Origin of the sequence: Citrobacter sp. CK180, from assembly GCF_030333655.1 — a bacterium.
Taxonomy (GTDB): domain Bacteria; phylum Pseudomonadota; class Gammaproteobacteria; order Enterobacterales; family Enterobacteriaceae; genus Citrobacter_B; species Citrobacter_B koseri.
The window spans coordinates 1-25133 of record NZ_JAOWFM010000055.1 but is presented as its reverse complement, the minus strand read 5'-3'; the positions used below and the strand labels follow the sequence as shown (position 1 = coordinate 25133).

Annotated in this window: 29 protein-coding genes; 22 read left to right on the top strand and 7 right to left on the bottom strand. The window is 56.1% G+C overall.

The window, feature by feature from the left end; genetic code table 11:
* Window positions 1-37: 37 nt before the first annotated feature.
* Window positions 38-670: a cAMP-activated global transcriptional regulator CRP gene (crp, locus tag OGV50_RS19045; protein ID WP_000242758.1), complete on the bottom strand. Its 633-nt coding sequence runs from the start codon at window positions 668-670 to the stop codon at window positions 38-40.
* A gap of 307 nt (window positions 671-977) precedes the next feature.
* Between crp and OGV50_RS19040 the strand changes: the two genes are divergently transcribed.
* Entirely contained in the window at window positions 978-1382 is a 405-nt protein-coding gene (locus tag OGV50_RS19040) for an OsmC family protein (RefSeq protein ID WP_012135462.1), read from the top strand.
* Window positions 1383-1480: 98 nt separating this feature from the next.
* Here the strand turns inward: OGV50_RS19040 and OGV50_RS19035 are convergent, their stop codons facing one another.
* Genes OGV50_RS19035 through OGV50_RS19025 form a run of 3 tightly spaced genes read right to left on the bottom strand, consistent with a single transcriptional unit; the run spans window position 1481 to window position 3641 of the window.
* The gene (locus tag OGV50_RS19035; protein ID WP_012135460.1) at window positions 1481-2350 is read right to left on the bottom strand and encodes a phosphoribulokinase; all 870 of its coding nucleotides are present in this window, start codon (window positions 2348-2350) and stop codon (window positions 1481-1483) included.
* Window positions 2351-2403: 53 nt separating this feature from the next.
* A complete protein-coding gene (locus OGV50_RS19030; protein ID WP_047460774.1) occupies window positions 2404-2622 on the bottom strand; it encodes a YheU family protein in 219 nt (72 codons plus the stop codon).
* Entirely contained in the window at window positions 2619-3641 is a 1023-nt protein-coding gene (locus OGV50_RS19025; protein ID WP_012135458.1) for a hydrolase, read from the bottom strand. The genes OGV50_RS19030 and OGV50_RS19025 overlap by 4 nt, the downstream gene beginning before the upstream one ends.
* A 249-nt stretch (window positions 3642-3890) precedes the next feature.
* Here OGV50_RS19025 and mdcA point away from each other — a divergent pair, with 249 nt between their 5' ends.
* From mdcA to mdcH, 8 genes are all read left to right on the top strand, one after another.
* Window positions 3891-5546 (top strand): malonate decarboxylase subunit alpha, encoded by a 1656-nt coding sequence (gene mdcA, locus OGV50_RS19020; RefSeq protein WP_047460778.1) that lies wholly within the window; start codon window positions 3891-3893, stop codon window positions 5544-5546.
* Window positions 5546-6403: a triphosphoribosyl-dephospho-CoA synthase gene (locus OGV50_RS19015; protein WP_110493732.1), complete on the top strand. Its 858-nt coding sequence runs from the start codon at window positions 5546-5548 to the stop codon at window positions 6401-6403. Before mdcA ends, OGV50_RS19015 begins: the two co-directional genes overlap by 1 nt.
* Before the next feature lie 9 nt (window positions 6404-6412).
* Window positions 6413-6712: a malonate decarboxylase acyl carrier protein gene (gene mdcC, locus OGV50_RS19010; RefSeq protein ID WP_047460783.1), complete on the top strand. Its 300-nt coding sequence runs from the start codon at window positions 6413-6415 to the stop codon at window positions 6710-6712.
* Window positions 6705-7538 (top strand): biotin-independent malonate decarboxylase subunit beta, encoded by an 834-nt coding sequence (locus OGV50_RS19005; protein WP_012135453.1) that lies wholly within the window; start codon window positions 6705-6707, stop codon window positions 7536-7538. Before mdcC ends, OGV50_RS19005 begins: the two co-directional genes overlap by 8 nt.
* A complete protein-coding gene (gene mdcE, locus OGV50_RS19000; protein ID WP_200028910.1) occupies window positions 7538-8338 on the top strand; it encodes a biotin-independent malonate decarboxylase subunit gamma in 801 nt (266 codons plus the stop codon). Before OGV50_RS19005 ends, mdcE begins: the two co-directional genes overlap by 1 nt.
* Before the next feature lie 124 nt (window positions 8339-8462).
* Complete coding sequence (locus OGV50_RS18995) at window positions 8463-9422, top strand: AEC family transporter (protein ID WP_130028724.1); 960 nt, start codon at window positions 8463-8465, stop codon at window positions 9420-9422.
* Between the two features lie 3 nt (window positions 9423-9425).
* Entirely contained in the window at window positions 9426-10043 is a 618-nt protein-coding gene (locus OGV50_RS18990) for a malonate decarboxylase holo-ACP synthase (RefSeq protein ID WP_200093186.1), read from the top strand.
* A complete protein-coding gene (gene mdcH / locus OGV50_RS18985) occupies window positions 10044-10940 on the top strand; it encodes a malonate decarboxylase subunit epsilon (RefSeq protein ID WP_200093187.1) in 897 nt (298 codons plus the stop codon).
* 148 nt (window positions 10941-11088) lie between these two features.
* Here mdcH and OGV50_RS18980 read toward each other — a convergent pair whose 3' ends face one another.
* Together OGV50_RS18980 and OGV50_RS18975 are read right to left on the bottom strand one after the other, a co-directional pair.
* Window positions 11089-12021, bottom strand: a complete 933-nt coding sequence (locus tag OGV50_RS18980) for a LysR family transcriptional regulator (protein ID WP_200093188.1) — start codon at window positions 12019-12021, stop codon at window positions 11089-11091.
* 16 nt (window positions 12022-12037) lie between these two features.
* Window positions 12038-13939: an ABC transporter ATP-binding protein gene (locus OGV50_RS18975; RefSeq protein WP_104868112.1), complete on the bottom strand. Its 1902-nt coding sequence runs from the start codon at window positions 13937-13939 to the stop codon at window positions 12038-12040.
* A 128-nt stretch (window positions 13940-14067) separates the two neighbouring features.
* Between OGV50_RS18975 and kefG the strand changes: the two genes are divergently transcribed.
* From kefG to slyD, 4 genes are all read left to right on the top strand, one after another.
* Window positions 14068-14619, top strand: a complete 552-nt coding sequence (gene kefG / locus OGV50_RS18970) for a glutathione-regulated potassium-efflux system ancillary protein KefG (RefSeq protein WP_047463882.1) — start codon at window positions 14068-14070, stop codon at window positions 14617-14619.
* On the top strand, window positions 14619-16424 hold the full coding sequence (gene kefB / locus OGV50_RS18965; RefSeq protein WP_286488711.1) for a glutathione-regulated potassium-efflux system protein KefB: 1806 nt from the start codon (window positions 14619-14621) through the stop codon (window positions 16422-16424). Before kefG ends, kefB begins: the two co-directional genes overlap by 1 nt.
* A 9-nt stretch (window positions 16425-16433) precedes the next feature.
* Complete coding sequence (locus OGV50_RS18960; RefSeq protein WP_047460809.1) at window positions 16434-16634, top strand: YheV family putative zinc ribbon protein; 201 nt, start codon at window positions 16434-16436, stop codon at window positions 16632-16634.
* A 94-nt stretch (window positions 16635-16728) separates the two neighbouring features.
* Window positions 16729-17316: a peptidylprolyl isomerase gene (gene slyD, locus OGV50_RS18955; protein WP_012135442.1), complete on the top strand. Its 588-nt coding sequence runs from the start codon at window positions 16729-16731 to the stop codon at window positions 17314-17316.
* A 112-nt stretch (window positions 17317-17428) separates the two neighbouring features.
* Here slyD and OGV50_RS18950 read toward each other — a convergent pair whose 3' ends face one another.
* Entirely contained in the window at window positions 17429-17647 is a 219-nt protein-coding gene (locus OGV50_RS18950; protein ID WP_012135441.1) for a protein SlyX, read from the bottom strand.
* 232 nt (window positions 17648-17879) lie between these two features.
* Between OGV50_RS18950 and fkpA the strand changes: the two genes are divergently transcribed.
* The 9 genes from fkpA to tuf all read left to right on the top strand — a co-directional run.
* Window positions 17880-18698: an FKBP-type peptidyl-prolyl cis-trans isomerase gene (gene fkpA / locus OGV50_RS18945; protein ID WP_047460812.1), complete on the top strand. Its 819-nt coding sequence runs from the start codon at window positions 17880-17882 to the stop codon at window positions 18696-18698.
* Window positions 18699-18864: 166 nt separating this feature from the next.
* On the top strand, window positions 18865-19587 hold the full coding sequence (locus OGV50_RS18940; protein WP_012135439.1) for a helix-turn-helix transcriptional regulator: 723 nt from the start codon (window positions 18865-18867) through the stop codon (window positions 19585-19587).
* Window positions 19587-19973, top strand: coding sequence for a sulfurtransferase complex subunit TusD (gene tusD, locus OGV50_RS18935; protein WP_012135438.1), 387 nt, complete (start codon window positions 19587-19589; stop codon window positions 19971-19973). The genes OGV50_RS18940 and tusD overlap by 1 nt, the downstream gene beginning before the upstream one ends.
* Window positions 19973-20332, top strand: a complete 360-nt coding sequence (gene tusC / locus OGV50_RS18930; RefSeq protein ID WP_012135437.1) for a sulfurtransferase complex subunit TusC — start codon at window positions 19973-19975, stop codon at window positions 20330-20332. The genes tusD and tusC overlap by 1 nt, the downstream gene beginning before the upstream one ends.
* Window positions 20333-20339: 7 nt before the next feature.
* Entirely contained in the window at window positions 20340-20627 is a 288-nt protein-coding gene (gene tusB, locus OGV50_RS18925; protein WP_024131005.1) for a sulfurtransferase complex subunit TusB, read from the top strand.
* Window positions 20628-20752: 125 nt separating this feature from the next.
* On the top strand, window positions 20753-21127 hold the full coding sequence (gene rpsL / locus OGV50_RS18920) for a 30S ribosomal protein S12 (protein ID WP_000246815.1): 375 nt from the start codon (window positions 20753-20755) through the stop codon (window positions 21125-21127).
* A gap of 96 nt (window positions 21128-21223) precedes the next feature.
* Window positions 21224-21694 carry a 30S ribosomal protein S7 gene (gene rpsG / locus OGV50_RS18915; RefSeq protein WP_002920113.1) on the top strand — a complete coding sequence of 157 codons (471 nt, stop codon included), beginning with the start codon at window positions 21224-21226 and terminating at the stop codon, window positions 21692-21694.
* 97 nt (window positions 21695-21791) lie between these two features.
* Complete coding sequence (gene fusA / locus OGV50_RS18910; protein ID WP_012135435.1) at window positions 21792-23906, top strand: elongation factor G; 2115 nt, start codon at window positions 21792-21794, stop codon at window positions 23904-23906.
* Window positions 23907-23976: 70 nt separating this feature from the next.
* On the top strand, window positions 23977-25133 hold a 1157-nt coding region (gene tuf / locus OGV50_RS18905), incomplete at its 3' end, for an elongation factor Tu (protein WP_286458992.1).

Here is a 25133-nt window from a genome sequence, read left to right as displayed (position 1 = left end):
ATGGCGCATTACCCGGTAATGCGCCATTCCGACGGGATTAACGTGTGCCGTAGACGACGATGGTCTTACCGTGAGCGGAGATCAGATTCTGATCTTCGAGCATTTTCAGAATACGCCCCACGGTTTCACGGGAGCAGCCAACGATCTGGCCGATCTCCTGACGGGTGATTTTGATCTGCATGCCATCCGGGTGAGTCATCGCGTCAGGTTGTTTCGCCAGGTTCAGCAGGGTCTGAGCGATACGGCCCGTTACGTCGAGGAAGGCGAGGTTACCGACTTTCTCAGATGTCACTTGCAGACGGCGAGCCATCTGGGAAGACAGGCGCATCAGAATATCCGGGTTTACCTGGATCAACTGACGGAATTTCTTGTAAGAAATTTCAGCGACTTCACAGGCCGTTTTGGCACGTACCCAGGCACTGCGTTCCTGACCTTCTTCAAACAGGCCCAGTTCGCCAATAAAATCGCCCTGATTCAGATAAGAAAGGATCATTTCTTTCCCTTCTTCATCTTTGATCAACACTGCCACTGAGCCTTTAACGATGTAGTACAACGTTTCCGCTTTTTCACCCTGGTGAATCAGCGTGCTCTTCGATGGGTACTTATGAATGTGGCAATGAGACAAGAACCATTCGAGAGTCGGGTCTGTTTGCGGTTTGCCAAGCACCATGCGCGGTTATCCTCTGTTATAAGCTGTCTCCAGAGCCAGAACACGACACTGCCTCTGGGTTTGCAAAAATAGGTTTCCCGAATTCCTGGGAAGGGGGCTGTCGAAAATGTACTGCAGCCTGAATGTGATGTCCTCTGCATACATGCAGTACGTCAATGTATTACTGTAGCATCCCGACTGTTTTAGCATAGCTTTCGCCGTGTGTCTCCTGGTGTCTCGCTTCAGCATGACGCAGGTCGCCTTCCGTTGCGAGATTTGTTATGTGCGCGTAATCTGTCAGGAAAATTGACACATTGGAGTTCCGAATATGCAAGCGCGTGTAAAGTGGGTTGAAGGGTTAACCTTTCTGGGAGAGTCTGCCTCCGGCCACCAGGTTTTAATGGATGGCAACTCCGGTGATAAAGCGCCAAGCCCGATGGAAATGGTGCTGATGGCCGCAGGCGGTTGTAGCGCAATCGACGTGGTTTCTATTTTGCAGAAAGGGCGTCAGGATGTGACGAATTGCGAAGTGAAGCTGACGTCCGAACGTCGTGAAGAAGCGCCGCGCCTGTTTACGCATATCAATCTGCATTTCATTGTGACCGGCAATGACCTGAAAGACGCGGCGGTTGCGCGGGCGGTCGATCTTTCGGCTGAGAAATATTGCTCAGTGGCGCTGATGCTGGAAAAAGCGGTGAATATTACCCATTCGTATGAAGTGATTGCGGCGTGATGCCGGTTGCCTGATGGCGCTACGTTTATCAGGCCTACGAATTCGCACTCTGTAGGCCGGATAAGGCGCCAGCCGCCATCCGGCAAACAGCGAACAGATTATTCGATTTTCTTCCCTTCCATCAGTCGCTGAACCAGCGGCAACATGATCAGCTCCATCGCCAGCCCCATTTTGCCGCCCGGCACCACGAGCGTATTGATATGGGAAATAAACGACCCCTGCAACATCGCCAGCAGCCACGGGAAATCAATCCCTTCCAGATTTCTGAAATGAATGACCACAAAACTTTCGTCCAGCGAAGGAATGCCTTTCGCGGCGAAGGGATTGGAAGTGTCAACGGTGGGCACGCGCTGGAAGTTAATGTGGGTGCGGGAAAACTGCGGCGTAATGAAATTAATGTAGTCATCCATTGAGCGGACAACGGAATCCATCACCGCCTCGCGGGAGTGGCCGCGCTCGCTGGTATCGCGAATCAGTTTTTGAATCCACTCCAGGTTGACGATCGGCACCACGCCGACCAGCAGATCGACATGACGCGCGACATCATGCTGCGGTGTTACCACGCCGCCGTGCAGCCCTTCGTAAAACAGCACATCGGTGGGTTCCGGCAGCGGCTGCCACGGGGTAAACGTCCCTGGCACCTGATTCCACGGCACGGCCTCATCGTAGGTATGAAGATACTTACGCGCCTGGCCTTTGCCCGTCTGTCCGTATTCAATAAAGGTTTGTTCCAGCAGGCTGAAGTCGTTGGCTTCAGGGCCGAAATAGCTGATATGCCGCCCGGCGTCGCGCGCTTTGCGGATCGCCATGTCCATTTCGGGGCGTGTGTAACGATGAAAACTGTCGCCTTCCACCTCGGCTGCGCGCAGATTTAACTGCGCGAAAATTTTTCGAAACGCGAGGCTGGTGGTCGTGGTTCCCGCGCCGCTGGACCCTGTTACCGCAATCACCGGATGTTTGGCAGACATAACAACTCCATGAATCAACAAAAGTTTTAGTATAGTCGGCCGTCAGCGGCGGATTATTCGCGAAACTGTCCACGCGGCATAATATTGACCGTCTCGTGCAGTTCAGACCACACCAGAACAGCCTCTCCGCACTGTAGCTGTCGTTTGACGTCGGCGACCTTTTGCTCAAGCGAACGTTCATGTTCACCATAATCGGTGCCTTCACGCAACACAAAGCTTTCGATCAAATTGTCCAGCGTCTCAGAAGACAGCTCTTGCCAGGGGATCATCATGATGACGCCTCCAGATACGTTGTCAGCCAGTCGGGAATCCGCGACTCCAGCCACATTTCCGGGCGACGCAGCGTCCCGCCGATAAATCCAACATGCCCGCCATGCTCGGTGAGCTGATACTCCACCAGCGGCGGCAGATTTTCCGGTTTCGGGATCACATGATGATCCATAAACGGATCGTCTTTCGCGTGGATGATGAGCGTCGGTTTGGCGATCTGGTTGAGCATCGGCATGGCGCTACATTGACGATAATAGTCTATCGCGTCGGCAAAGCCGTGAATTTTCGCGGTGATCAGATCGTCAAATTCACGGAGCCGGCGCACGGATTTGAGTTGCGCCAGATTAATCGGCAGTGTGCCGGGGTATGCCGCCAGCTTGCGCGCGGCGTTGGCCTTCAGCAGATTGAGCAGATAGCGCTGATAAACGCGGGAAAACCCTTTTTCCATATGATAGCTGCACGCTTCCAGCACGAAGGGGGCGGAAACGATGACCGCCGCGTCAATCGGGATCTCGCGGCCTTCTTTCGCCAGCAGACACGCCAGCATATTTCCGCCGAGCGAATAGCCGACGGCGGCGGTGGGGACGGCGCCAAACTCGCGCTGTAGCCAGTGTAAAAACCAGGTGCCGTCTTCCGTTTCGCCGGAGTGATAAATGCGGTTCAGCCGGTTCGGTTCGCCGCTACAGCCGCGAAAGTGCATGACCACGCCCAGCCAGCCACGCTTTTGCGCCGCTTCAATCAGCCCGTGAGCGTACGGGCTGTTCAGGCTGCCTTCCAGGCCGTGAAAAACCACCAGACGCGGTTTGTGCTTCGCGTGCTGTGGATCTTCACTCCAGGCCAGATCGATAAAATCGCCGTCCGGTAATTCCAGACGTTGCCAGTGCGCATCGAACTTCACCTTGCGGCGGATGAGTCGCGGCAGCATGGTTTGCAGGTGACGGTTGCGGATACCGCGCATTGGCACGAACTCCGCACTATCGTGACCGGTGATATCAAGGTCGGGGGAGGTTATTTGAGTCATAAATTATGCGATGTTTTTTTAAATCTGCCGCCTACTATACCGTCACTTTCCCCCGGTGTTTATGAAAATGAGGCAAGGGGAGCGGATTTACACCTTCCTGACGCTGATCTTAATCACAATTCATTACTCAAATTATTACTCTCAGGCTAATGATTCCTCTCTACGCTTAATTGATGACTTTCTCACCAGGGCGCACACTCTTTCCAGTGTTAAGCAATCAAAATGATTAGCTGAATCAGGAGGTTAATAATGTTATCTGGGCAAACGCCAGCACGAGTCTGGAACACGCGCCGCACCGAGAAGCAGCGGCGTCTGGCTTCCGTTCCGGTACAGGGCAAGGTGCTGCCAACCGCAGACCTGACCGCAATGCTGGAAAAACTGATCGCGCCGGGTGACCGCGTGGTATTAGAAGGGAATAACCAGAAGCAGGCAGATTTCCTGTCCCGCATGCTGGCGGAGGTCAACCCGCAGATAGTGCATGACCTGCATATGATCATGCCAAGCGTTGGGCGCAGCGAGCATCTCGATATCTTCGAAAAGGGTATCGCCCGCAAGCTGGACTTCTCTTTTTCCGGCACCCAAAGCCTGCGCATCTCGCAACTGCTGGAAGATGGCCTGCTGGAAATTGGCGCCATCCACACCTACATTGAGCTTTATTCCCGTCTTTACGTCGACCTGGCGCCAAACGTGGCGCTGATTGCCGGTTACAAAGCTGACCGCAAAGGCAACCTCTACACCGGGCCGAGTACCGAAGATACCCCGGCGCTGGTGGAAGCCGCCGCATTCCACGATGGCATCGTTATCGCACAGGTGAATGAACTGGTGGACGACGAGTGCGACTTGCCGCGCGTCGATATTCCGGGCTCGTGGATCGACTACGTGGTGGTTGCCGACAAACCGTTCTTTATCGAACCGCTGTTCACTCGCGACCCACGCTTGATCAAACAGGAACATATCCTGATGGCGATGATGGCCATTAAAGGCATCTACGCAGAGCACCAGGTGCAGTCGCTGAACCACGGTATCGGCTTCAACACCGCCGCTATTGAACTGCTGCTGCCGACCTGGGGCGAGCAACTCGGTCTGCGCGGCAAAATCTGTAAACACTGGACGCTGAACCCGCATCCGACGCTGATCCCGGCGATTGAAAGCGGCTGGGTGGAAAGCGTGCACTGCTTCGGCGGCGAGCTGGGGATGGAGGAGTACATCCGCGCCCGTCCTGACGTGTTCTTTACCGGCGCCGACGGCTCCATGCGTTCTAACCGCGCCTTCTGTCAGCTGGCGGGTCAGTACGCGGTCGATATGTTTATCGGCTCCACGTTGCAGGTTGATGGCCTGGCTAACTCCTCAACGGTGACTCGTGGTCGTCTGTCCGGCTTCGGCGGTGCGCCAAACATGGGCCACGACCCGCACGGTCGCCGTCATGCTACCCCGGCCTGGCTGAACATGATCACCGAACCTGACCCTATGCAGCGCGGTAAAAAGCTGGTGGTGCAAATGGTGGAAACTTTCCAGGCGGGCGTGAAACCGACCTTCGTGGAAAAACTGGATGCGGTTGACGTGGCGAAAGCCTCCGGTATGCCACTGGCGCCGGTGATGATCTACGGCGACGACGTGACCCACGTTCTGACCGAAGAAGGTATCGCTTATCTCTACCGGGCGGAAAGTCTGGAAGAGCGCCGCGCGATGGTTGCGGCGGTGGCTGGTATCACCGACATCGGTCTGGGCGTAGACGCCCGGCGCGTCGCCGAACTGCGTCAGAGCGGCAAGGTGGTTTACCCGGAAGATATGGGCATTCGACGTACCGACGCCACCCGTTCTCTGCTGGCGGCCGGCAGCGTTGCCGACCTGGTGGAATGGTCCGGGGGTCTCTACAACCCACCTGCGAAATTTCGGAGCTGGTAATGAAACTTCTGCCCCGGATTCAGGTTGAAGGCGGTGCCGAATGGCTGGCGCGAACCGCCACGCAGTGTCTGATCGACGAAGCACGATTAAGCCCGAAGCCCGGTCTGGTGGACAGTCGGGGGAACGGCGCGCACCACGATTTATCGCTTGCGCTGATGGAGCGCTCGGCGCACAGCCTGACCTCCACGTTTCAGGCGCTGGCGCAACAAAGCTGGCGGCGTCCGGCTGATATTGCGCTCAGACAAACCATAGGGCGACTTGGTCGCGAAGGCGAGCAGCAGATGATGGCGGCAACGGGCGGCGTGAACACCCACCGTGGCGCGATTTGGGCGCTGGGGCTGTTGGTGAGCGCCGTGGCGATGCATGGCGGCGCGGGCAGGGCGCAGCAGGTGACGGCAACCGCCGCCGAACTGGCAAAACTGCCGGATGACGCCGCGCCGAAAGTCTTCAGTAAAGGGCTGCGCGCCACCCATCGTTATCGCGTACCGGGCGCCAGAGAAGAGGCACAGCAGGCGTTTCCACACATTATGCAGCGTGCGCTGCCGCAGCTTCGGCTAAGCCGACAGAACGGCAGCAGCGAAATGCACGCCCGGCTGGATGCGCTGATGGCCATCATGACCTCACTGACCGACACCTGCGTACTTTCTCGCGCCGGGATGGAGGGGCTGGATGCCATGCAGCATGGCGCGCGCGCCGTTCTCCATGCGGGCGGCAGCGCGCACCCGGCAGGGGCGCAGGCGCTGGCCCGTTTAGACCGTCAGATGCTGGCGCTGAACGCCTCGCCGGGCGGCGCGGCGGACTTGCTCGCCGCCACCCTGTTTCTCGATCGCGTCGAAACGTCTTATTCAAAGCATTAAGAGGATGTTATGGAAAAAATCACATTGACCGTGCCAGCCAGCCGCGCGTTACGCGGCAGGGCGCTGGCAGGGGTTGTCGGCTCCGGGGATATGGAGGTGTTATTCACCGCCGACCAGGGCCAGACGTTAACCATTGATATCACCACTTCCGTCGATAACAGCCGCAGCCGCTGGGAAGCGCTGTTTACCCGTCTGCAAACGGTCAGCAGCCTGCCGGCAGGCAAACTGACCATCCACGACTTCGGCGCGACGCCGGGCGTAGCGCGCATTCGTATCGAACAGGTATTTGAAGAGGTGAGCTATGCGTGATGACCGCAGTTTTATCGAATTAAAAGCGCGTCAGCGCGCCCATGCGCTGCTGGATGAAGGCAGCTACCGCGAACTGCTCGACCCGTTTGAAGGCGTGATGTCGCCGTGGCTGGGCGCGCAGGGCATCGTGCCGCAGGCCGATGACGGCATGGTCGTGGCGAAAGGCACTATTAACGGCAAACCGGCGGTGGTTGTGGCGATTGAGGGCGCATTCCAGGGCGGCAGCATGGGCGAAGTGTCCGGCGCTAAAATGGCGGCGGCGCTGGAGCTGGCGGCGGAAGATAACCGTAACGGCATTCCGACGCAGGCGGTGTTGAGCCTGGAAACCGGCGGCGTGCGTTTGCAGGAAGCCAACCTCGGCCTGGCGGCGATTGCCGACATCCACGCGGCGATTGTTGACCTGCGTCGTTACACCCCGGTGGTCGGCATTGTGGCCGGGACTGTCGGCTGCTTCGGCGGGATGTCTATCGCCGCTGCGCTGTGTAGCTATCTGATTGTCACCCGCGAAGCGCGTCTGGGTCTGAACGGCCCGCAGGTTATCGAACAGGAAGCCGGGATTGAAGAGTATGACTCCCGTGACCGCCCGTTTATCTGGAGCATGACCGGTGGCGAAGTGCGCTATCAAAGCGGGCTGGTGGATGCGCTGGTTGGCGATGGCGTCAACGCGGTGAAAGCGGCGATGAACGATGCGCTGGCGAAAGGCGTTCCGGCAAAACACCGCACCGATAACTACGACGATTATCTGAACCGTCTGAGCCATTTCGACACCCGCAAACAGGCCGATTCAGAACAGATTAACGCGCTCTTTGCCCGGGAGGTGAAATGATGAGTAACGTAATAAGCCGTGGCGAGTTATGGCTGCAAGCCCTCGTACCGAACGCCAGACGGCTCGAAGGGCTGTGCCCCTCCGTGCAGGCCGCAGACGGTGAACTGAACGGTGAAACGGCGCGCTTTATCGCGGTAGTGCCGGATGCTAACAACCATTACCCACGCGCCGCAAAAGGCGAGGTTGGTCTGCTGGAAGGCTGGACGCTTGCAAAAGTAGTCAGCGAAACCGTGGCTGCCGATGCTGACAACGCTGTTAAGCGCCCGATCGTGGCGGTGATTGATGTGCCCAGCCAGGCCTACGGTCGCCGTGAAGAAGGCTTTGGTATTCACCAGGCGCTGGCCGGTGCGGCAGCGGCGTATGCCAATGCGCGTCTGGCAGGACATCCGGTGATTGGCCTTATTGTCGGCAAAGCGATGTCCGGCGCGTTTCTGGCGCACGGTTATCAGGCCAACCGTCTGATTGCCTTCAACGACAAAGGCGTGCTGATCCACGCGATGGGCAAAGAGTCTGCGGCACGTATCACCCTGCGTACCGTCGAGTCGCTGGAAAAACTGGCGGCCACTATTCCGCCGATGGCGTACGACATCAGTAACTACGCCACGCTGGGACTGCTCTCCAGTCTGCTGGATATCAGTAATCCAGATGCCCCTTCGGCAAACGATCTGACGTTGGTGACGGCCACTCTGCAACAGGCCATCAGCGATGCTCGTCAGGAGCCGACGCTGAAAAACCGTCTGGGTGCTGACAATCGTCGTAGTTCTGCTCTTGTACGCGAACGCATGCGGGCGAGCTGGTAAGTAAAAGAGACCTGCCAGATGCATAACCCCACGGGCGCGCCCGTTGCGTCCGTGAGGCGACCTGCATCCTGAAAATAATAATCATCGCGTCCGTGCTAACTCTTTTATTCATTACAGGTGATTTATGACTTACGTGATTGTTCATGCTCTTGCACCGATTTTTGTCATCATGTTGCTGGGGTTCTGGGCCGGGAAGGCCAAAATGGTTGATAACAAGAATGTTTCCCTGCTCAACATTTTCGTCATGGATTTTGCACTCCCCGCTGCGCTGTTTAGCGCCACGGTACAAACGCCCTGGACGGGTATTGTCGCGCAGTCGCCGCTGATTCTGGTGCTGACGCTGGCGATGTGGATCACCTACGCCGCTATCTATTTTCTGGCAACGAAGGTATTTAAAAAATCACCGCAGGATGCGGCCGTGCTGACCCTGACCGTCGCTCTGCCAAACTATGCCGCGCTTGGCCTGCCGATTCTCGGTAGCGTGCTGGGCGAAGGGCCGTCAACGTCGCTCTCCGTCGCGGTTTCCATCGCCTGCGGTTCCGTGCTGATGACGCCGTTCTGCCTGCTGATTCTGGAGCGTGAGAAAGCGCGTGCGGAAGGCGGCAACTCGGGTTCTACCCTGTCGATGCTGCCGGTGCTGATGTGGCGTTCAATCAAGAAACCGATCGTGATGGGGCCGCTGCTGGGGGTTATTCTCTCCGCTGTCGGTATCAAGATGCCGGAGCTGGTGCTGGCGGCGATCAAACCGCTGGGCCTGTCCGCCACTGCGGCGGCGCTGTTCCTGACCGGGGTGATTCTTTCTGCGCGTAAGTTGCAGATCAACACGATGGTTATTACCTCCACCATTGCCAAGCTGCTGATTCAACCAGCGATTGCCTGGGGGATCGTGCTGATTTTCGGCCTGCATGGCTCGGTGGCGATCACCGCTATCCTGATGATTGCGCTGTCTGCCGGTTTCTTCGGCGTGGTGTTCGGTAACCGCTTCGGCGTGCAGTCGCCGGATGCAGAAGCCGTGCTGCTGTTAAGCTCGGTCCTGTGTATCCTGTCGCTGCCGTTGTTTATCTCGTTGACTTCAGGACTCTAAAGCATGAACACAACATTACGCCCCCACGATCTTATCTGGCTTAACGCGCGGAACGCGCTGGAAGGTGTCACGGAATCCTGGGTGGATGACGTCTGGCATACCCGCCTGCCGGTGGTGGTACGGCGTGATGTTGATGCGCAGGGGCGCATTCCCGTCGGCGTTCGCGGCATAAAGCGCGACCAGCGCGCGGCGGGCTGGGCTCAACCGGACGCCATTACCCGCGTCTGTACGCCGGAATCGCTGGTTGACCCACAGACGCTGCTGCGCTCGCCCTTTATCTCGCAGCCACCGGTTCAGGTGGCTTTATTACTGACGCAACAGGCATGGCCGTGGACGTGGGGGATTACCGGCAGTACCGGTTACGCGCTGGCGACCGGGCTCCCGGTGATCCACGCCGCAAGCGATCTGGATTTGCTGATTCGCGCCCGGCAGCCGCTCTCTCGCGAGCTGCTGGAGAAATGGCGGCAGCAACTGACGGGCGGGCTTTGCCGTGCGGATACCCAGGTGGAAACGCCGTACGGCGCGTTTGCGCTGAACGAATGGCTGCGCGATGGCAAAGCGCTGTTAAAAACGCCGCAGGGGCCGCGGCTGGTCAGCGACCCGTGGCGCAGGGAGGAGTAAATGAAAATCCTGTTTACCTTTCCGGGACAGGGGACGCAGCATGCAGGTATGCTGCAAAACCTTCCGGGAACGGAGTTAGCGCTGGCGCGTGAGGTGCTGGGGGCGGAGGCGAATACGCTTGATACCCCGGACGCGCTGCAACACACCCGGGCGGTACAGCTTGCTCTGCTGATTGCCGGGGTGGCGTGGGCGCGCGAGCTGGAACGTCGCGGCGTCGCGGCGGATATTGTCAGCGGCCTGTCCATCGGCGCGTATCCAGCGGCGGTGATCGCCGGAGCGCTGGAGTTTACCGACGCGCTGACGCTGGTGGCCCTGCGCGGTGATTTGATGGAGCAGGCGTATCCGCACGGTTACGGCCTGACGGCGATTATGGGGCTGACCTTGCCGCAGGTGGAGTCGCTGGTTGCAGGCAGTGGAACCTTTATCGCTAACCTGAATGCGGAAACCCAGATTGTGATTGCCGGTAGCGATGAGGCGATGGCGGATGTTGCGAAGCGGGCGCTGGATAAAGGCGCGAGTAAAGCCCACCGTCTGGCGGTGAGCGTGCCGTCGCACTGCGCTCTGCTGGCGGAACCGGCGCAGCGGCTGGTGGAGGCGTTCCGTCATGTGACGCTCTCCCGTCCGCGCTGTGCATACCTCAGCGGTAGTACCGGGCGCGTGCTGTGGCAGCCGGAACGTATTGCTGACGATCTGGCGATGAACATGGCGCGGACGGTGCGCTGGCAGGACGCGGCGATCTCCGCCAACGAGCGCGAGGCGCGGCTGGCGATTGAAATGCCGCCCGGCGGCGTGTTGACCTGCTTAACGCGACAGGCGGAGTGGGAAGGTGAGTCTGTTTCGCTGGAGCGCAGCGGGGTGGATGTCGCGGTGCATCTGGCAAAACGGCTTAGAGGCTAGTGCGGTTGCCCGATGGCGCTGCGCTTATCGGGCCTACGGCTCGCACCCGTTGTAGGCCGGATAAGGCGCGTAGCGTCGCCATCCGGCGATCCCGGTCAACACGCAACCCCGTAGGCCGGATAAGGCGCGCAGCGTCGCCATCCGGCGATCAGGCGCCCGGATTAAGGCTACGCGCGTACATGCGCCCTTCGGCGGCCAGCGCCAGCAGATTAGGGTCGCGCTCGCGGTTGCGGGCGAAGACAATGGCGATGAGCTGCTGCATCTGGTACGGCTGCGACAGCTTCAGTAACTGTACGGAATTCTCGTACATCTTCTTCATGCGTCCCGGCATCAGAGTGAAACCGACGCCTGCCTGCACCAGACTGAGCATCGAAAAGATGTCGTTCACACGGGTGACAATCTCTGGTTCAAACCCGGCAATATGAAAGGCTTCCTGGAAGCCCGCATAGGTGGCAAAGCCTTCCGCCAGTGAGACAAACTTCTGATCCCGGTAATCACGCAGATCGGCGGGCGAGGAGGTGTCAAGCGTCGCCGTCGCCGGTGCGGCGAGATAAATATCGTCATGAAACAGCGGCAGCACTTCCAGACTGTTGCGATCGATAGCGCTTTCCGAAATGGAGATCAGGATCGCATCCAGCATCCCGTCTTCCAGCATTCTCAGCAGCGCTTCGTTGGAGCCCATTGTCAGATCCAGTTCGAGGTCCGGTCGGCGCAGTTTCATCCCCATGATCAGATGCGGGACGGTTTCCAGCGTCAGAGAGTAGAGCGTACCCACGCGCAGACGCCCCTGGCCGATCCCTGCCGTTTTGCGCGCCTCTTCCAGCCCGCGCGCCATCAACTGGCTGACCTCCTGGCAATACTCCAGCAGCGTCCACGCCGCCGGTTGCGGGATCAGATTACGTCCTTTATGCACAAACAGCGGACAGCGAACATTCTCTTCCAGCGTATGCAGCGCGCGATGAACGCTGACCCCGCTGATATCCAGCGCCTCCGCCGTCCGGGAAATATTGCCTTTCTCCATAAACGTCATGAAGATGCTTAACTTGCGAAAGGTGATATCGTTGGTTATCAGCGGATTCATCGTCATATTCCCGAAGTTAGTCGGCCAGCATCTGCTCAAGCTGTTCCTGGGCTTCCAGCCAGGCCATCTCGCACTCTTCCAGCCCGGATTTGGCGCTGGCCTGCTGTTGCAGGCATTCCGTCAGTTCCGCTTTGCGGCTCTGGTCGTACAGTTCGCTGTCGCCCAGTTTTTCTTCCGCTTGCGCCAGTTTCGCGTTCAGCTTCTCCATCTCTTTTTCCAGACGGGCGATCTCTTTACGCAGCGGCTGGGTCTGGGCACGCAGTTCGGCTTCGCGACGCTTCTGATCCTTACGCGCCTGGGCGCTGTTGGCGTTCTCTTTCGGGGCGTCATCAGGCTGGCTTTCCTGTTTCTGCACGTCGCTCAGCCACTGCTGATAGTCTTCCAGATCGCCATCGAACGGCTCGACTTTATGGTCGTGAACCAGATAGAGATCGTCGGTGGTGGAGCGTAGCAGGTGACGGTCGTGCGAGACGACCACCAGCGCGCCTTCAAATTCGATGAGCGCTTCGGTCAGCGCCTGACGCATATCGAGGTCAAGGTGGTTGGTTGGTTCATCAAGCAGCAGCAGATTAGGGCGCTGCCAGACGATCAATGCCAGCACCAGACGCGCTTTTTCACCACCGGAGAAGCGACGGGTCTCTTCGCTGACCTTATCGCCCTGGAAGCCAAACCCGCCGAGGTAATCGCGCAGCTTCTGCTCCAGTTCCTGCGGCGCCAGCCGCGCCAGATGTTGCAGCGGCGATTCATCCGCTCGCAAATACTCCAACTGATGCTGAGCGAAGTAACCGAGTTTAATGCCCTTCGCCAGACCGATTTCACCGCTGGCAGGCGCAAGCTCGCCCGCCAGCAGCTTGATAAGCGTTGATTTACCGGCGCCGTTGCGCCCCAGCAACCCGATGCGTGAACCGGGCACCAGATTCAGCTTAATGGAGTCCAGAATGATGCGATCGCCATACCCGGCGCTCACTTTCTCCATTTTCAGCAGCGGGTTGGGCAGGCTTTCCGGCGCGCGGAAGCTGAAGTGGAACGGGTTATCGACATGCGCGGGGGCGATAAGCTCCATACGCTCCAGCATTTTGATACGGCTCTGCGCCTGCTTCGCTTTTGTCGCTTTGGCGCGGAAACGGTCGATATAACTTTGCAAATGCGCCACACGCTCCTGCTGGCTCTCGTACATCGCCTGCTGCTGGGCCAGCCGGGTCGCGCGCTGCACTTCAAATGCGCTGTAGTTGCCGGTGTATTCGAACAGGGTTTGCTGTTCGATATGAATGATTTTGTCTACCACCGGATCGAGGAAGTCGCGGTCGTGCGAAATCAGAATCAGAGTGCCCTGATAGCTCTTCAGCCATTTTTCCAGCCAGATAACGGCATCAAGATCGAGGTGGTTGGTCGGTTCATCGAGCAGCAGCAGGTCAGAACGGCAAATCAGCGCCTGGGCCAAGTTAAGGCGCATGCGCCAGCCACCGGAGAAGTCGCTGACCGGACGTTCAAGCTGTTCGTTGCTAAAACCGAGGCCGTGGAGCAGGCTGGCGGCGCGTGAGCGCACGGTCCAGGCGTCGATGGCGTCGAGCTTGCCGTGTACGGTGGCGATGGCGTGCCCGTCGTTACGTTCGTTGGCGTCGTGCAACTGCGCTTCCAGCTGGCGGTATTCGCGGTCGCCATCAATCACGTACTCCAGCGCAGGTTGTGCAAGCGCGGGTGTTTCCTGATTCACCCACGCCAGCTGCCAGTTACCGGGAAAGGTCACGCCGCCTGCATCGGCGCTGATTTCATTTTTCAGCAATGCCAGCAGGGTAGATTTACCGCAGCCATTCTTACCCACCAGGCCGACCTTCTGTCCTGGGTTGATGGTGGCGGTGGCATTGTCCAGCAAGACGCGCACGCCGCGACGAATTTGTAACGAGGAGAAAACAATCATAAGGCGCCGTATGTTCAGACTATGTTAATTTATCATTATGATAATGTAATATGCGGGCATTCTGCCGCGCCGGAGCGCAATGGTAGCCCAAAACAATAACGATACACAAAATAACCGGGAGGGGGATGATGTCCCAGCCAGCAAAGGTACTGCTGCTGTATGCCCATCCAGAATCTCAGGACTCGGTCGCGAACCGGGTGCTGCTTAAACCGGCCATGCAACTCAGTAATGTGACGGTGCACGATCTCTACGCGCACTACCCTGATTTTTTTATCGATATCGCGTATGAGCAGGCGCTATTGCGTGAACATGACGTGATTGTTTTCCAGCATCCGCTGTATACCTATAGCTGTCCGGCGCTGCTTAAAGAGTGGTTAGACCGCGTGCTCAGCCGTGGTTTCGCCAGTGGCCCAGGGGGGAACCAACTGGCGGGAAAGTACTGGCGGAGCGTGATTACCACCGGCGAGCCGGAAAGCGCGTATCGTTACGATGCGCTGAACCGCTATCCGATGACCGATGTGCTGCGGCCGTTTGAGCTGACGGCGGCGATGTGCCGGATGCACTGGATGAGTCCGATTATTATCTACTGGGCCAGGCGACAAAGTGAGCAGGAACTGGCCAGCCACGCGAAAGCCTACGGCGAATGGCTGGCAAACCCTGTTCTGGCGGGAGGTCGCTAATGGAAGGTTCCGATTTATTGACAGCGGGGGTGATGTTCCTCTTCGCGGCGGTCGCTGCGGTGCCACTGGCATCGCGGCTGGGTATTGGTGCGGTACTGGGATATTTGCTGGCAGGGATTGCGATTGGCCCCTGGGGGCTGGGATTTATCAGCGACGTTGATGAAATCCTCCACTTTTCTGAGCTGGGCGTTGTCTTTCTGATGTTTATCATCGGCCTGGAACTCAACCCTTCCAAACTCTGGCAACTGCGTCGCTCTATCTTTGGCGTCGGGGCGGCCCAGGTGATGCTGAGCGCTGTTGTGCTGGCCGGGCTGCTGATGCTTACCGATTTCTCGTGGCAGGCGGCGGTGATCGGCGGGATTGGTCTGGCGATGTCATCGACCGCGATGGCGCTGCAACTGATGCGGGAAAAGGGGATGAACCGCAGCGAATCCGGCCAGTTGGGTTTTTCGGTGCTGCTGTTCCAGGATCTGGCGGTGATCCCCGCGCTGGCGCTGGTGCCGCTGCTGGCTGGCTCGGCAGATGAACATTTTGACTGGATTAAAGTCGGCATGAAGGTGCTGGCCTTTGCCGGGATGCTGATTGGCGGTCGCTATTTGCTGCGCCCGGTGTTCCGCTTTATCGCCGATTCCGGCGTGCGCGAGGTGTTTACCGCCGCCACGCTGTTGCTGGTGCTGGGGTCTGCTTTATTTATGGATGCGCTGGGGCTGTCGATGGCGCTCGGCACGTTTATCGCAGGCGTACTGCTGGCGGAAAGCGAATACCGTCATGAGCTGGAAACGGCCATCGATCCGTTCAAAGGGCTGCTGCTGGGGTTGTTCTTTATCTCCGTAGGGATGTCGTTAAACCTTGGCGTGCTCTATACCCACCTGCTGTGGGTGGCGGTGAGCGTCATCGTGCTGGTGGCGGTGAAAACGTTGGTGCTTTATCTGCTGGCGCGTCTGTACGGGATTCGGAGTTCGGAGCGGATGCAGTTTGCGGGCGTGCTGAGTCAGGGGGGCGAGTTCGCGTTTGTGCTCTTTTCCACCGCCTCGTCCCAGCGGCTGTTTCAGGGCGACCAGATGTCGCTGCTGCTGGTCACCGTAACGCTGTCGATGATGACCACGCCGCTGCTGATGAAGCTCGTCGATAAATGGCTCTCCAGACAGCTTAACGGCCCGGAAGAGGAAGAGGAAAAGCCCTGGGTGGATGATGATAAACCGCAGGTGATTGTCGTGGGATTCGGGCGTTTTGGTCAGGTAATTGGCCGTTTGTTGATGGCGAATAAAATGCGCATCACCGTACTGGAGCGCGATATCAGCGCCGTTAACCTGATGCGAAAATACGGCTACAAAGTGTATTACGGCGATGCGACTCAGGTGGAGCTACTGCGTTCGGCGGGAGCGGAAGCGGCGGAGTCTATCGTCATTACCTGTAATGAGCCGGAAGACACCATGAAGCTGGTGGAGATATGCCGGCAGCATTTCCCGCATTTGCATATTCTTGCGCGAGCGCGCGGACGTGTGGAAGCGCATGAGTTATTACAGGCGGGTGTCACGCAGTTTTCCCGCGAGACGTTTTCCAGCGCGCTGGAACTGGGGCGTAAGACGCTGGTGTCGTTAGGGATGCACCCACACCAGGCGCAGCGTGCGCAACTGCATTTCCGTCGGCTGGATATGCGTATGCTAAGGGAGCTTATTCCGATGCATACCGACATGGTGCAAATTTCTCGTGCCAGAGAGGCCAGACGCGAACTGGAGGAGATTTTCCAGCGAGAGATGCAGCAAGAGCGGCGCCAGTTGGATGGCTGGGATGAGTTTGAGTAGAGGGTAGGTATGGCGATTCGTAAACGTTTTATTGCAGGGGCGACGTGTCCGGCCTGCCAGGCGCAGGATTCAATGGCGATGTGGCGCGAAAATAATGTCGATATTGTTGAGTGTGTTAAGTGCGGTCATCAGATGCGTGAAGCCGATAAAGCGGCTCGCGAGCACGTTCGCAAAGAAGAGCAAGTGATCGGGATTTTTCATCCAGACTAGCGATATGCCGCAGGTTTTTTTAAGCTAGTGGGTACACGGGTGCAGAATTCCGCTACAATCTGCGCCACTATTCTTCCCATGCTCAGGAGATATCATGAAAGTAGCAAAAGACCTGGTGGTTAGCCTGGCCTATCAGGTACGTACAGAAGACGGTGTGTTGGTTGATGAGTCTCCGGTGAGTGCGCCGCTGGACTACCTGCATGGTCACGGTTCCCTGATCTCTGGCCTGGAAACAGCGCTGGAAGGTCACGACGTTGGCGATAAATTCGATGTGGCTGTTGGCGCGAACGACGCTTACGGTCAGTATGACGAAAACCTGGTGCAGCGCGTGCCTAAAGACGTCTTCATGGGCGTTGACGAGTTGCAGGTTGGCATGCGTTTCCTGGCGGAAACTGACCAGGGCCCGGTACCGGTAGAAATTACCGAAGTGGAAGACGACCACGTTGTGGTTGACGGTAACCACATGCTGGCTGGCCAGAACCTGAAATTTAACGTGGAAGTTGTGGCGATCCGCGAAGCGACCGAAGAAGAACTGGCTCATGGCCACGTTCACGGCGCGCACGGTCACGACCACGACCACGGTCACGACGGTTGCTGCGGCGGCCACGGCCACGATCATGACCACGGTCATGAGCATGGCAAAGGTGGTTGTGGCGGTAACGGCGGCTGTGGTTGCCATTAATCGTCTGTAATGCCTGATGGCGCTGCGCTTATCAGGGCTACAGTAGACCGGATAAGGCGTTTACGCCGCCATCTGGCACAAAAAAGCGGGAATATCCCGCTTTTTTTACGTCTCAATAATGCGGTGGCGGCGTCTCTTCGGCCTGCGAGGCGATATTCGACGGTTGGCTGGCTTTAAGCTTCTCCGTCAGCAGGCGCAGATGATCGCGTAGTTTCGCCATCTCCATCTCGTGCGCGGTCACCGTTACGTTGAGTTCTTCAATGGTGATCTCCTGAAACGCCAGACGGCTCTCCAGTTCAGCCAGGCGAGCTTCCATCGTTATATCTTGCATGATTCACCTCTCTTGTTGTCTCCGGCACTTCTTGGGTCGCGGCGGATTCTACTGAACTTTATCGGATTACACAGCACTCATTCGCCCTCTACGAAACTAATTTAAACAAAAAGAGTCTGAAAAGGGGTGATAATAGGGCGTGTCCGTATGTTGATTTGTTCTACAACGTTTTATAGTACGCTTCTCATGTAAGTTAACCTTGGGGTGAGATGCCCCGGCCCTGGAGATATGGATGAAATCACTGTTTAAAGTAACGCTGCTGGCGACCACGATGGCCGTTGCTCTGCATGCACCGCTCACTTTCGCTGCGGACGCCGCGAAACCAGCTGCAACTGCTGACAGCAAAGCCGCGTTCAAGAATGACGACCAGAAATCTGCTTATGCGCTGGGCGCTTCGCTGGGTCGTTACATGGAAAACTCCCTGAAGGAACAAGAAAAACTGGGGATCAAACTGGATAAAGATCAGCTGATCGCGGGTGTCCAGGATGCATTTGCAGACAAGAGCAAACTGTCTGACCAGGAAATCGAGCAGACTTTGCAGGCATTTGAAGCGCGCGTGAAGACCTCCGCTCAGGCGAAGATGGAAAAAGACGCCGCTGACAACGAAGCGAAAGGTAAAGCGTTCCGCGAGAAATTTGCTAAAGAGAAAGGGGCGAAAACCTCTTCAACAGGTCTGGTTTATAAAGTAGAGAAAGCCGGTACTGGCGAAGCGCCAAAAGACAGCGACACCGTTGTGGTTAACTACAAAGGTACGCTGATCGACGGTAAAGAGTTCGATAACTCCTACACCCGTGGCGAACCGCTCTCTTTCCGTCTGGACGGCGTGATCCCGGGCTGGACTGAAGGCCTGAAGAACATTAAGAAAGGCGGTAAGATCCAGATGGTTATCCCACCGGATCTGGCCTACGGTAAAACGGGCGTTCCGGGTATTCCGGCTAACTCCACGCTGGTATTCGATGTAGAGCTGCTGGACATCAAACCGGCGCCGAAAGCCGATGCGAAACCAGACGCAGCGGCCGATGCCAAATCGGCAGATGCTGCTAAAAAATAAAAACTGAGAACCGCCGCCTGTCATGGCGGCGGTTTTTTTATTGCAGGCCGGATATAATTAATACTGGAAAGCGGAACCCCCGCTGTATTAATTTAATCATCCGCGTAAATAATGAGCCTGCCCTGAAAACATAACGACAGGCTCCTGAAAAGGAGTGTTTTTTTTCATGACCAGGTCGCTTTTAACCAACGAAACCAGTGAGCTTGACTTACTGGATCAACGTCCTTTCGATCAAACCGACTTTGATATTCTGAAATCCTACGAAGCGGTGGTGGACGGGTTAGCGATGCTCATTGGTTCCCATTGTGAAATCGTATTGCACTCTTTGCAGGATTTGAAATGCTCAGCCATTCGCATTGCCAACGGTGAACACACGGGGCGCAAAATTGGCTCGCCGATCACTGACCTTGCATTGCGCATGCTGCATGATATGACGGGTGCGGATAGCAGCGTATCGAAGTGTTACTTCACACGCGCGAAAAGCGGTGTCCTGATGAAGTCAGTGACGATTGCCATTCGCAACCGCGAGCATCGCGTAATTGGTCTGCTGTGCATCAACATGAACCTTGATGTGCCGTTCTCGCAGATTATGAATACCTTTATTCCGCCGGAAACGCCGGAAGTGGGTTCCGCCGTGAACTTTGCCTCCTCGGTGGAGGATCTGGTCACTCAGACGCTGGAATTCACCATTGAAGAGGTGAATGCCGATCGCAATGTCTCGAATAACGCGAAGAATCGTCAGATTGTGCTGAATCTGTATGAGAAGGGGATCTTCGATATTAAAGATGCGATTAACCAGGTGGCTGACCGCCTGAACATCTCCAAACATACGGTCTACCTCTATATTCGTCAGTTCAAAAGCGGCGACTTCCAGGGGCAAGATAAGTAATGCGTTTTGCCATTGTGGTGACGGGGCCAGCGTACGGAACGCAGCAAGCGAGTAGCGCGTTGCAGTTTGCACATGCCTTAGTTAACGAAGGGCATGAGTTGAGCAGCGTCTTTTTCTACCGGGAAGGCGTGTATAACGCCAACCAGTTGACCTCTCCGGCCAGCGATGAATTCGACCTGGTGCGCGCATGGCAGCAGTTGGGCGCGCAGCATGGCGTCGCGTTGAATATCTGCGTTGCGGCGGCGCTGCGTCGCGGCATTGTGGATGAGACCGAAGCAAAAAGGCTGGCGCTGGCATCAGCCAACTTACAGCCAGGGTTTTCGTTGAGCGGGCTTGGCGCACTGGCGGAAGCCTCCCTGACCTGCGATCGCGTGGTGCAGTTTTGATGAAACGTATTGCTTTTGTATTTTCCACCACGCCGCACGGCAGCGCGTCGGGCCGCGAAGGACTGGATGCGTTACTGGCGACGTCGGCGCTGACGGAAGAGACTGGCGTCTTTTTTATCGGCGACGGCGTTTTTCAGATTCTTTCGGGACAAACGCCTGACGTCGTGCTGGCGCGGGATTATATCGCCACCTTCAAACTGCTGGGGCTGTACGATATCGAGCAATGCTGGCTGTGTGCCGCCTCGTTGCGTGAGCGCGGTCTGGAGACGGGGGCGAGTTTCATCGTGGATGCGACGCCGCTTGAACCTGAAGCGTTGCGCGGTGAACTGGACAATTATGATGTTATCCTGAGGTTCTGACGTGACTATCCTGCATACATTACATCGTTCCGCATGGCTCAGTGACGTTTCCGCGCTTCTTCGCGTGTGCAAAGAAGGCGATGCGCTTTTATTGCTACAGGATGGCGTTACGGCGGCCATCGAAGGTAGCCGTTTCCTTGAAAGTTTGCGTAACGCCCCCATAACGGTTTACGCACTGAAAGAAGATATCGATGCTCGCGGTTTGAGCGGTCAAATTTCAGACAGTGTCGTCAGGGTTGACTATACTGACTTCGTCAGACTTGCGGTTAAGCATCCCAGCCAGATGGCCTGGTGATTGTGGGATCGTTGTATATTTCTTGACACCTTTTCGACACCGCCCTAAAATTCGGCGTCCTCATATTGTGTGAGGCCGTTTTATTACGTGTTTACGAAGCAAAAGCTAAAACCAGGAGCTATTTAATGGCAACAGTTAACCAGCTGGTACGCAAACCACGTGCTCGCAAAGTTGCGAAAAGCAACGTGCCTGCGCTGGAAGCATGCCCGCAAAAACGTGGCGTATGTACTCGTGTATATACTACCACCCCTAAAAAACCGAACTCCGCGCTGCGTAAAGTATGCCGTGTTCGTCTGACTAACGGTTTTGAAGTGACTTCCTACATCGGTGGTGAAGGTCACAACCTGCAGGAGCACTCCGTGATCCTGATCCGTGGCGGTCGTGTAAAAGACCTCCCGGGTGTTCGTTACCACACCGTACGTGGTGCGCTTGACTGCTCCGGCGTTAAAGACCGTAAGCAAGCTCGCTCCAAGTATGGCGTGAAGCGTCCTAAGGCTTAATGGTTCTCCGTTAAGTAAGGCCAAACGTTTTAACTTAAATGTCAAACTAAACTCGTAGAGTTTTGGACAATCCTGAATTAACAACGGAGTATTTCCATGCCACGTCGTCGCGTCATTGGTCAGCGTAAAATTCTTCCGGATCCGAAGTTCGGATCAGAACTGCTGGCTAAATTTGTAAATATCCTGATGGTAGATGGTAAAAAATCTACTGCCGAAACTATCGTATACAGCGCGCTGGAGACCCTGGCTCAGCGTTCTGGTAAATCTGAACTGGAAGCTTTCGAAGTAGCTCTCGAAAACGTGCGCCCGACTGTCGAAGTTAAGTCTCGCCGCGTTGGTGGTTCTACTTATCAGGTACCAGTTGAAGTCCGTCCGGTTCGTCGTAATGCTCTGGCAATGCGTTGGATCGTTGAAGCTGCTCGTAAACGCGGTGATAAATCCATGGCTCTGCGCCTGGCGAACGAACTCACTGATGCTGCAGACAACAAAGGTACTGCAGTTAAGAAACGTGAAGACGTTCACCGTATGGCAGAAGCCAACAAGGCGTTCGCACACTACCGTTGGTAATCCCTTCGGAATTTTAGTCACCAGGCGGGCGCTTCCAGCAAGCAGCCCGCTTTGGGCTACTTAAATTGAACGCCTAGAAGATAAAACGAGGAATCAAATGGCTCGTACAACACCCATCGCACGCTACCGTAACATCGGTATCAGTGCGCACATCGACGCCGGTAAAACCACTACTACCGAACGTATTCTGTTCTACACCGGTGTAAACCATAAAATCGGTGAAGTTCATGACGGCGCAGCTACCATGGACTGGATGGAGCAGGAGCAGGAGCGTGGTATTACCATCACCTCCGCAGCGACTACTGCATTCTGGTCTGGTATGGCTAAGCAGTATGAACCGCATCGCGTAAACATCATCGACACCCCGGGGCACGTTGACTTCACTATCGAAGTAGAACGTTCCATGCGTGTTCTTGATGGTGCAGTAATGGTTTACTGCGCAGTTGGTGGTGTTCAGCCGCAGTCTGAAACCGTATGGCGTCAGGCAAACAAATATAAAGTTCCGCGCATTGCGTTCGTTAACAAAATGGACCGTATGGGTGCGAACTTCCTGAAAGTTGTTGGTCAGATCAAAAGCCGTCTGGGCGCGAACCCTGTTCCGCTGCAACTGGCGATTGGCGCTGAAGAAGCGTTCACCGGTGTTGTTGACCTGGTGAAAATGAAAGCCATCAACTGGAACGAAGCAGATGCAGGCGTTACCTTCACTTACGAAGATATCCCGGCTGACATGCAGGAACTGGCTGAAGAATGGCACCAGAACCTGATCGAGTCCGCTGCGGAAGCTTCTGAAGAGCTGATGGAAAAATACCTGGGTGGCGAAGAACTGACTGAAGAAGAGATCAAAAAAGCTCTGCGTCAGCGTGTTCTGAGCAACGAAATCATCCTGGTAACCTGTGGTTCTGCATTTAAGAACAAAGGTGTTCAGGCGATGCTGGATGCGGTAATTGATTACCTGCCATCCCCGGTTGACGTACCTGCGATCAACGGTATCCTGGACGACGGTAAAGATACTCCGGCTGAGCGTCATGCTAGCGATGATGAGCCTTTCTCTGCACTGGCATTCAAAATCGCTACCGACCCGTTCGTGGGTAACCTGACCTTCTTCCGTGTGTACTCTGGTGTGGTTAACTCTGGTGATACCGTACTGAACTCCGTGAAATCCGCACGTGAGCGTTTCGGTCGTATCGTTCAGATGCACGCTAACAAACGTGAAGAGATCAAAGAAGTTCGCGCGGGCGACATCGCTGCTGCTATCGGTCTGAAAGACGTAACTACGGGTGACACCCTGTGTGACCCGGACGCGCCGATCATTCTGGAACGTATGGAATTCCCTGAGCCGGTAATCTCCATCGCAGTAGAACCGAAAACCAAAGCTGACCAGGAAAAAATGGGTCTGGCTCTGGGCCGTCTGGCTAAAGAAGACCCGTCTTTCCGCGTATGGACTGACGAAGAATCTAACCAGACCATTATCGCCGGTATGGGTGAGCTGCACCTCGACATCATCGTTGACCGTATGAAGCGTGAATTCAACGTTGAAGCGAACGTCGGTAAACCTCAGGTTGCTTACCGCGAAGCGATTCGCTCGAAAGTTACCGATATCGAAGGTAAACACGCCAAGCAGTCTGGTGGTCGCGGTCAGTACGGTCATGTTGTTATCGACATGTACCCGCTGGAGCCGGGTTCCAACCCGAAAGGCTACGAGTTCATCAACGACATCAAGGGTGGTGTAATCCCTGGCGAATACATCCCGGCCGTTGATAAAGGTATCCAGGAGCAGCTGAAAGCAGGCCCGCTGGCTGGCTATCCGGTTGTTGACATCGGTATCCGTCTGCACTTCGGTTCTTACCATGACGTTGACTCCTCTGAACTGGCGTTTAAACTGGCTGCGTCTATTGCCTTTAAAGAAGGCTTTAAGAAAGCGAAACCTGTTCTGCTTGAGCCGATCATGAAGGTTGAGGTAGAAACGCCGGAAGAGAACACCGGTGACGTAATTGGTGACTTGAGCCGTCGTCGCGGTATGCTGCGCGGTCAGGAATCCGAAGTTACTGGCGTTAAGATCCACGCTGAAGTACCGCTGTCTGAAATGTTCGGATATGCAACTCAGCTGCGTTCTCTGACCAAAGGTCGCGCATCATACACTATGGAATTCCTGAAGTATGATGATGCACCGAGCAACGTTGCTCAGGCCGTTATTGAAGCCCGTGGTAAATAATCCACAGGATTAAAACCTAAGTCCCGTGCTCTCTCCTGAAGGGGAGAGCACTATAGTAAGGAATATAGCCGTGTCTAAAGAAAAATTTGAACGTACAAAACCGCACGTTAACGTCGGCACCATCGGCCACGTTGACCATGGTAAAACTACTCTGACTGCTGCAATCACTACCGTACTGGCTAAAACCTACGGCGGTGCTGCTCGTGCATTCGACCAGATCGATAACGCGCCGGAAGAAAAAGCTCGTGGTATCACCATCAACACTTCTCACGTTGAATACGACACCCCGACTCGCCACTACGCGCACGTAGACTGCCCGGGCCACGCCGACTATGTTAAAAACATGATCACCGGTGCTGCGCAGATGGACGGCGCGATCCTGGTTGTTGCTGCGACTGACGGCCCGATGCCGCAGACCCGTGAGCACATCCTGCTGGGTCGTCAGGTAGGCGTTCCGTACATCATCGTGTTCCTGAACAAATGCGACATGGTTGATGACGAAGAGCTGCTGGAACTGGTTGAGATGGAAGTGCGTGAACTGCTGTCTCAGTACGATTTCCCGGGCGACGACACGCCGATCGTTCGTGGTTCTGCTCTGAAGGCGCTGGAAGGCGACGCAGAGTGGGAAGCGAAAATCATCGAACTGGCTGGCTACCTGGATTCTTACATCCCGGAACCAGAGCGTGCGATTGACAAGCCTTTCCTGCTGCCGATCGAAGACGTATTCTCCATCTCCGGTCGTGGTACCGTTGTTACCGGTCGTGTAGAGCGCGGTATCATCAAAGTGGGCGAAGAAGTTGAAATCGTTGGTATCAAAGAGACTGCGAAGTCTACCTGTACTGGCGTTGAAATGTTCCGCAAACTGCTGGACGAAGGCCGTGCTGGTGAGAACGTAGGTGTTCTGCTGCGTGGTATCAAACGTGAAGAAATCGAACGTGGTCAGGTACTGGCTAAGCCGGGTTCCATCAAGCCGCACACCAAGTTCGAATCTGAAGTGTACATTCTGTCCAAAGATGAAGGCGGCCGTCATACTCCGTTCTTCAAAGGCTACCGTCCGCAGTTCTACTTCCGTACAACTGACGTGACTGGCACCATCGAACTGCCGGAAGGCGTAGAGATGGTAATGCCGGGCGACAACATCAAAATGGTTGTTACCCTGATCCACCCGATCGCGATGGACGACGGTCTGCGTTTCGCAATCCGTGAAGGCGGCCGTACTGTTGGCGC

Excerpts from the sequence above, each read along its gene's own strand:
- crp (WP_000242758.1), bottom strand. The coding sequence starts at position 670 with ATGGTGCTTGGCAAACCGCAAACAGACCCGACTCTCGAATGGTTCTTG.
- OGV50_RS19040 (WP_012135462.1), top strand. The coding sequence starts at position 978 with ATGCAAGCGCGTGTAAAGTGGGTTGAAGGGTTAACCTTTCTGGGAGAG.
- OGV50_RS19035 (WP_012135460.1), bottom strand. The coding sequence starts at position 2,350 with ATGTCTGCCAAACATCCGGTGATTGCGGTAACAGGGTCCAGCGGCGCG.
- OGV50_RS19030 (WP_047460774.1), bottom strand. The coding sequence starts at position 2,622 with ATGATGATCCCCTGGCAAGAGCTGTCTTCTGAGACGCTGGACAATTTG.
- OGV50_RS19025 (WP_012135458.1), bottom strand. The coding sequence starts at position 3,641 with ATGACTCAAATAACCTCCCCCGACCTTGATATCACCGGTCACGATAGT.
- mdcA (WP_047460778.1), top strand. The coding sequence starts at position 3,891 with ATGTTATCTGGGCAAACGCCAGCACGAGTCTGGAACACGCGCCGCACC.
- OGV50_RS19015 (WP_110493732.1), top strand. The coding sequence starts at position 5,546 with ATGAAACTTCTGCCCCGGATTCAGGTTGAAGGCGGTGCCGAATGGCTG.
- mdcC (WP_047460783.1), top strand. The coding sequence starts at position 6,413 with ATGGAAAAAATCACATTGACCGTGCCAGCCAGCCGCGCGTTACGCGGC.
- OGV50_RS19005 (WP_012135453.1), top strand. The coding sequence starts at position 6,705 with ATGCGTGATGACCGCAGTTTTATCGAATTAAAAGCGCGTCAGCGCGCC.
- mdcE (WP_200028910.1), top strand. The coding sequence starts at position 7,538 with ATGAGTAACGTAATAAGCCGTGGCGAGTTATGGCTGCAAGCCCTCGTA.
- OGV50_RS18995 (WP_130028724.1), top strand. The coding sequence starts at position 8,463 with ATGACTTACGTGATTGTTCATGCTCTTGCACCGATTTTTGTCATCATG.
- OGV50_RS18990 (WP_200093186.1), top strand. The coding sequence starts at position 9,426 with ATGAACACAACATTACGCCCCCACGATCTTATCTGGCTTAACGCGCGG.
- mdcH (WP_200093187.1), top strand. The coding sequence starts at position 10,044 with ATGAAAATCCTGTTTACCTTTCCGGGACAGGGGACGCAGCATGCAGGT.
- OGV50_RS18980 (WP_200093188.1), bottom strand. The coding sequence starts at position 12,021 with ATGAATCCGCTGATAACCAACGATATCACCTTTCGCAAGTTAAGCATC.
- OGV50_RS18975 (WP_104868112.1), bottom strand. The coding sequence starts at position 13,939 with ATGATTGTTTTCTCCTCGTTACAAATTCGTCGCGGCGTGCGCGTCTTG.
- kefG (WP_047463882.1), top strand. The coding sequence starts at position 14,068 with ATGTCCCAGCCAGCAAAGGTACTGCTGCTGTATGCCCATCCAGAATCT.
- kefB (WP_286488711.1), top strand. The coding sequence starts at position 14,619 with ATGGAAGGTTCCGATTTATTGACAGCGGGGGTGATGTTCCTCTTCGCG.
- OGV50_RS18960 (WP_047460809.1), top strand. The coding sequence starts at position 16,434 with ATGGCGATTCGTAAACGTTTTATTGCAGGGGCGACGTGTCCGGCCTGC.
- slyD (WP_012135442.1), top strand. The coding sequence starts at position 16,729 with ATGAAAGTAGCAAAAGACCTGGTGGTTAGCCTGGCCTATCAGGTACGT.
- OGV50_RS18950 (WP_012135441.1), bottom strand. The coding sequence starts at position 17,647 with ATGCAAGATATAACGATGGAAGCTCGCCTGGCTGAACTGGAGAGCCGT.
- fkpA (WP_047460812.1), top strand. The coding sequence starts at position 17,880 with ATGAAATCACTGTTTAAAGTAACGCTGCTGGCGACCACGATGGCCGTT.
- OGV50_RS18940 (WP_012135439.1), top strand. The coding sequence starts at position 18,865 with ATGACCAGGTCGCTTTTAACCAACGAAACCAGTGAGCTTGACTTACTG.
- tusD (WP_012135438.1), top strand. The coding sequence starts at position 19,587 with ATGCGTTTTGCCATTGTGGTGACGGGGCCAGCGTACGGAACGCAGCAA.
- tusC (WP_012135437.1), top strand. The coding sequence starts at position 19,973 with ATGAAACGTATTGCTTTTGTATTTTCCACCACGCCGCACGGCAGCGCG.
- rpsL (WP_000246815.1), top strand. The coding sequence starts at position 20,753 with ATGGCAACAGTTAACCAGCTGGTACGCAAACCACGTGCTCGCAAAGTT.
- rpsG (WP_002920113.1), top strand. The coding sequence starts at position 21,224 with ATGCCACGTCGTCGCGTCATTGGTCAGCGTAAAATTCTTCCGGATCCG.
- fusA (WP_012135435.1), top strand. The coding sequence starts at position 21,792 with ATGGCTCGTACAACACCCATCGCACGCTACCGTAACATCGGTATCAGT.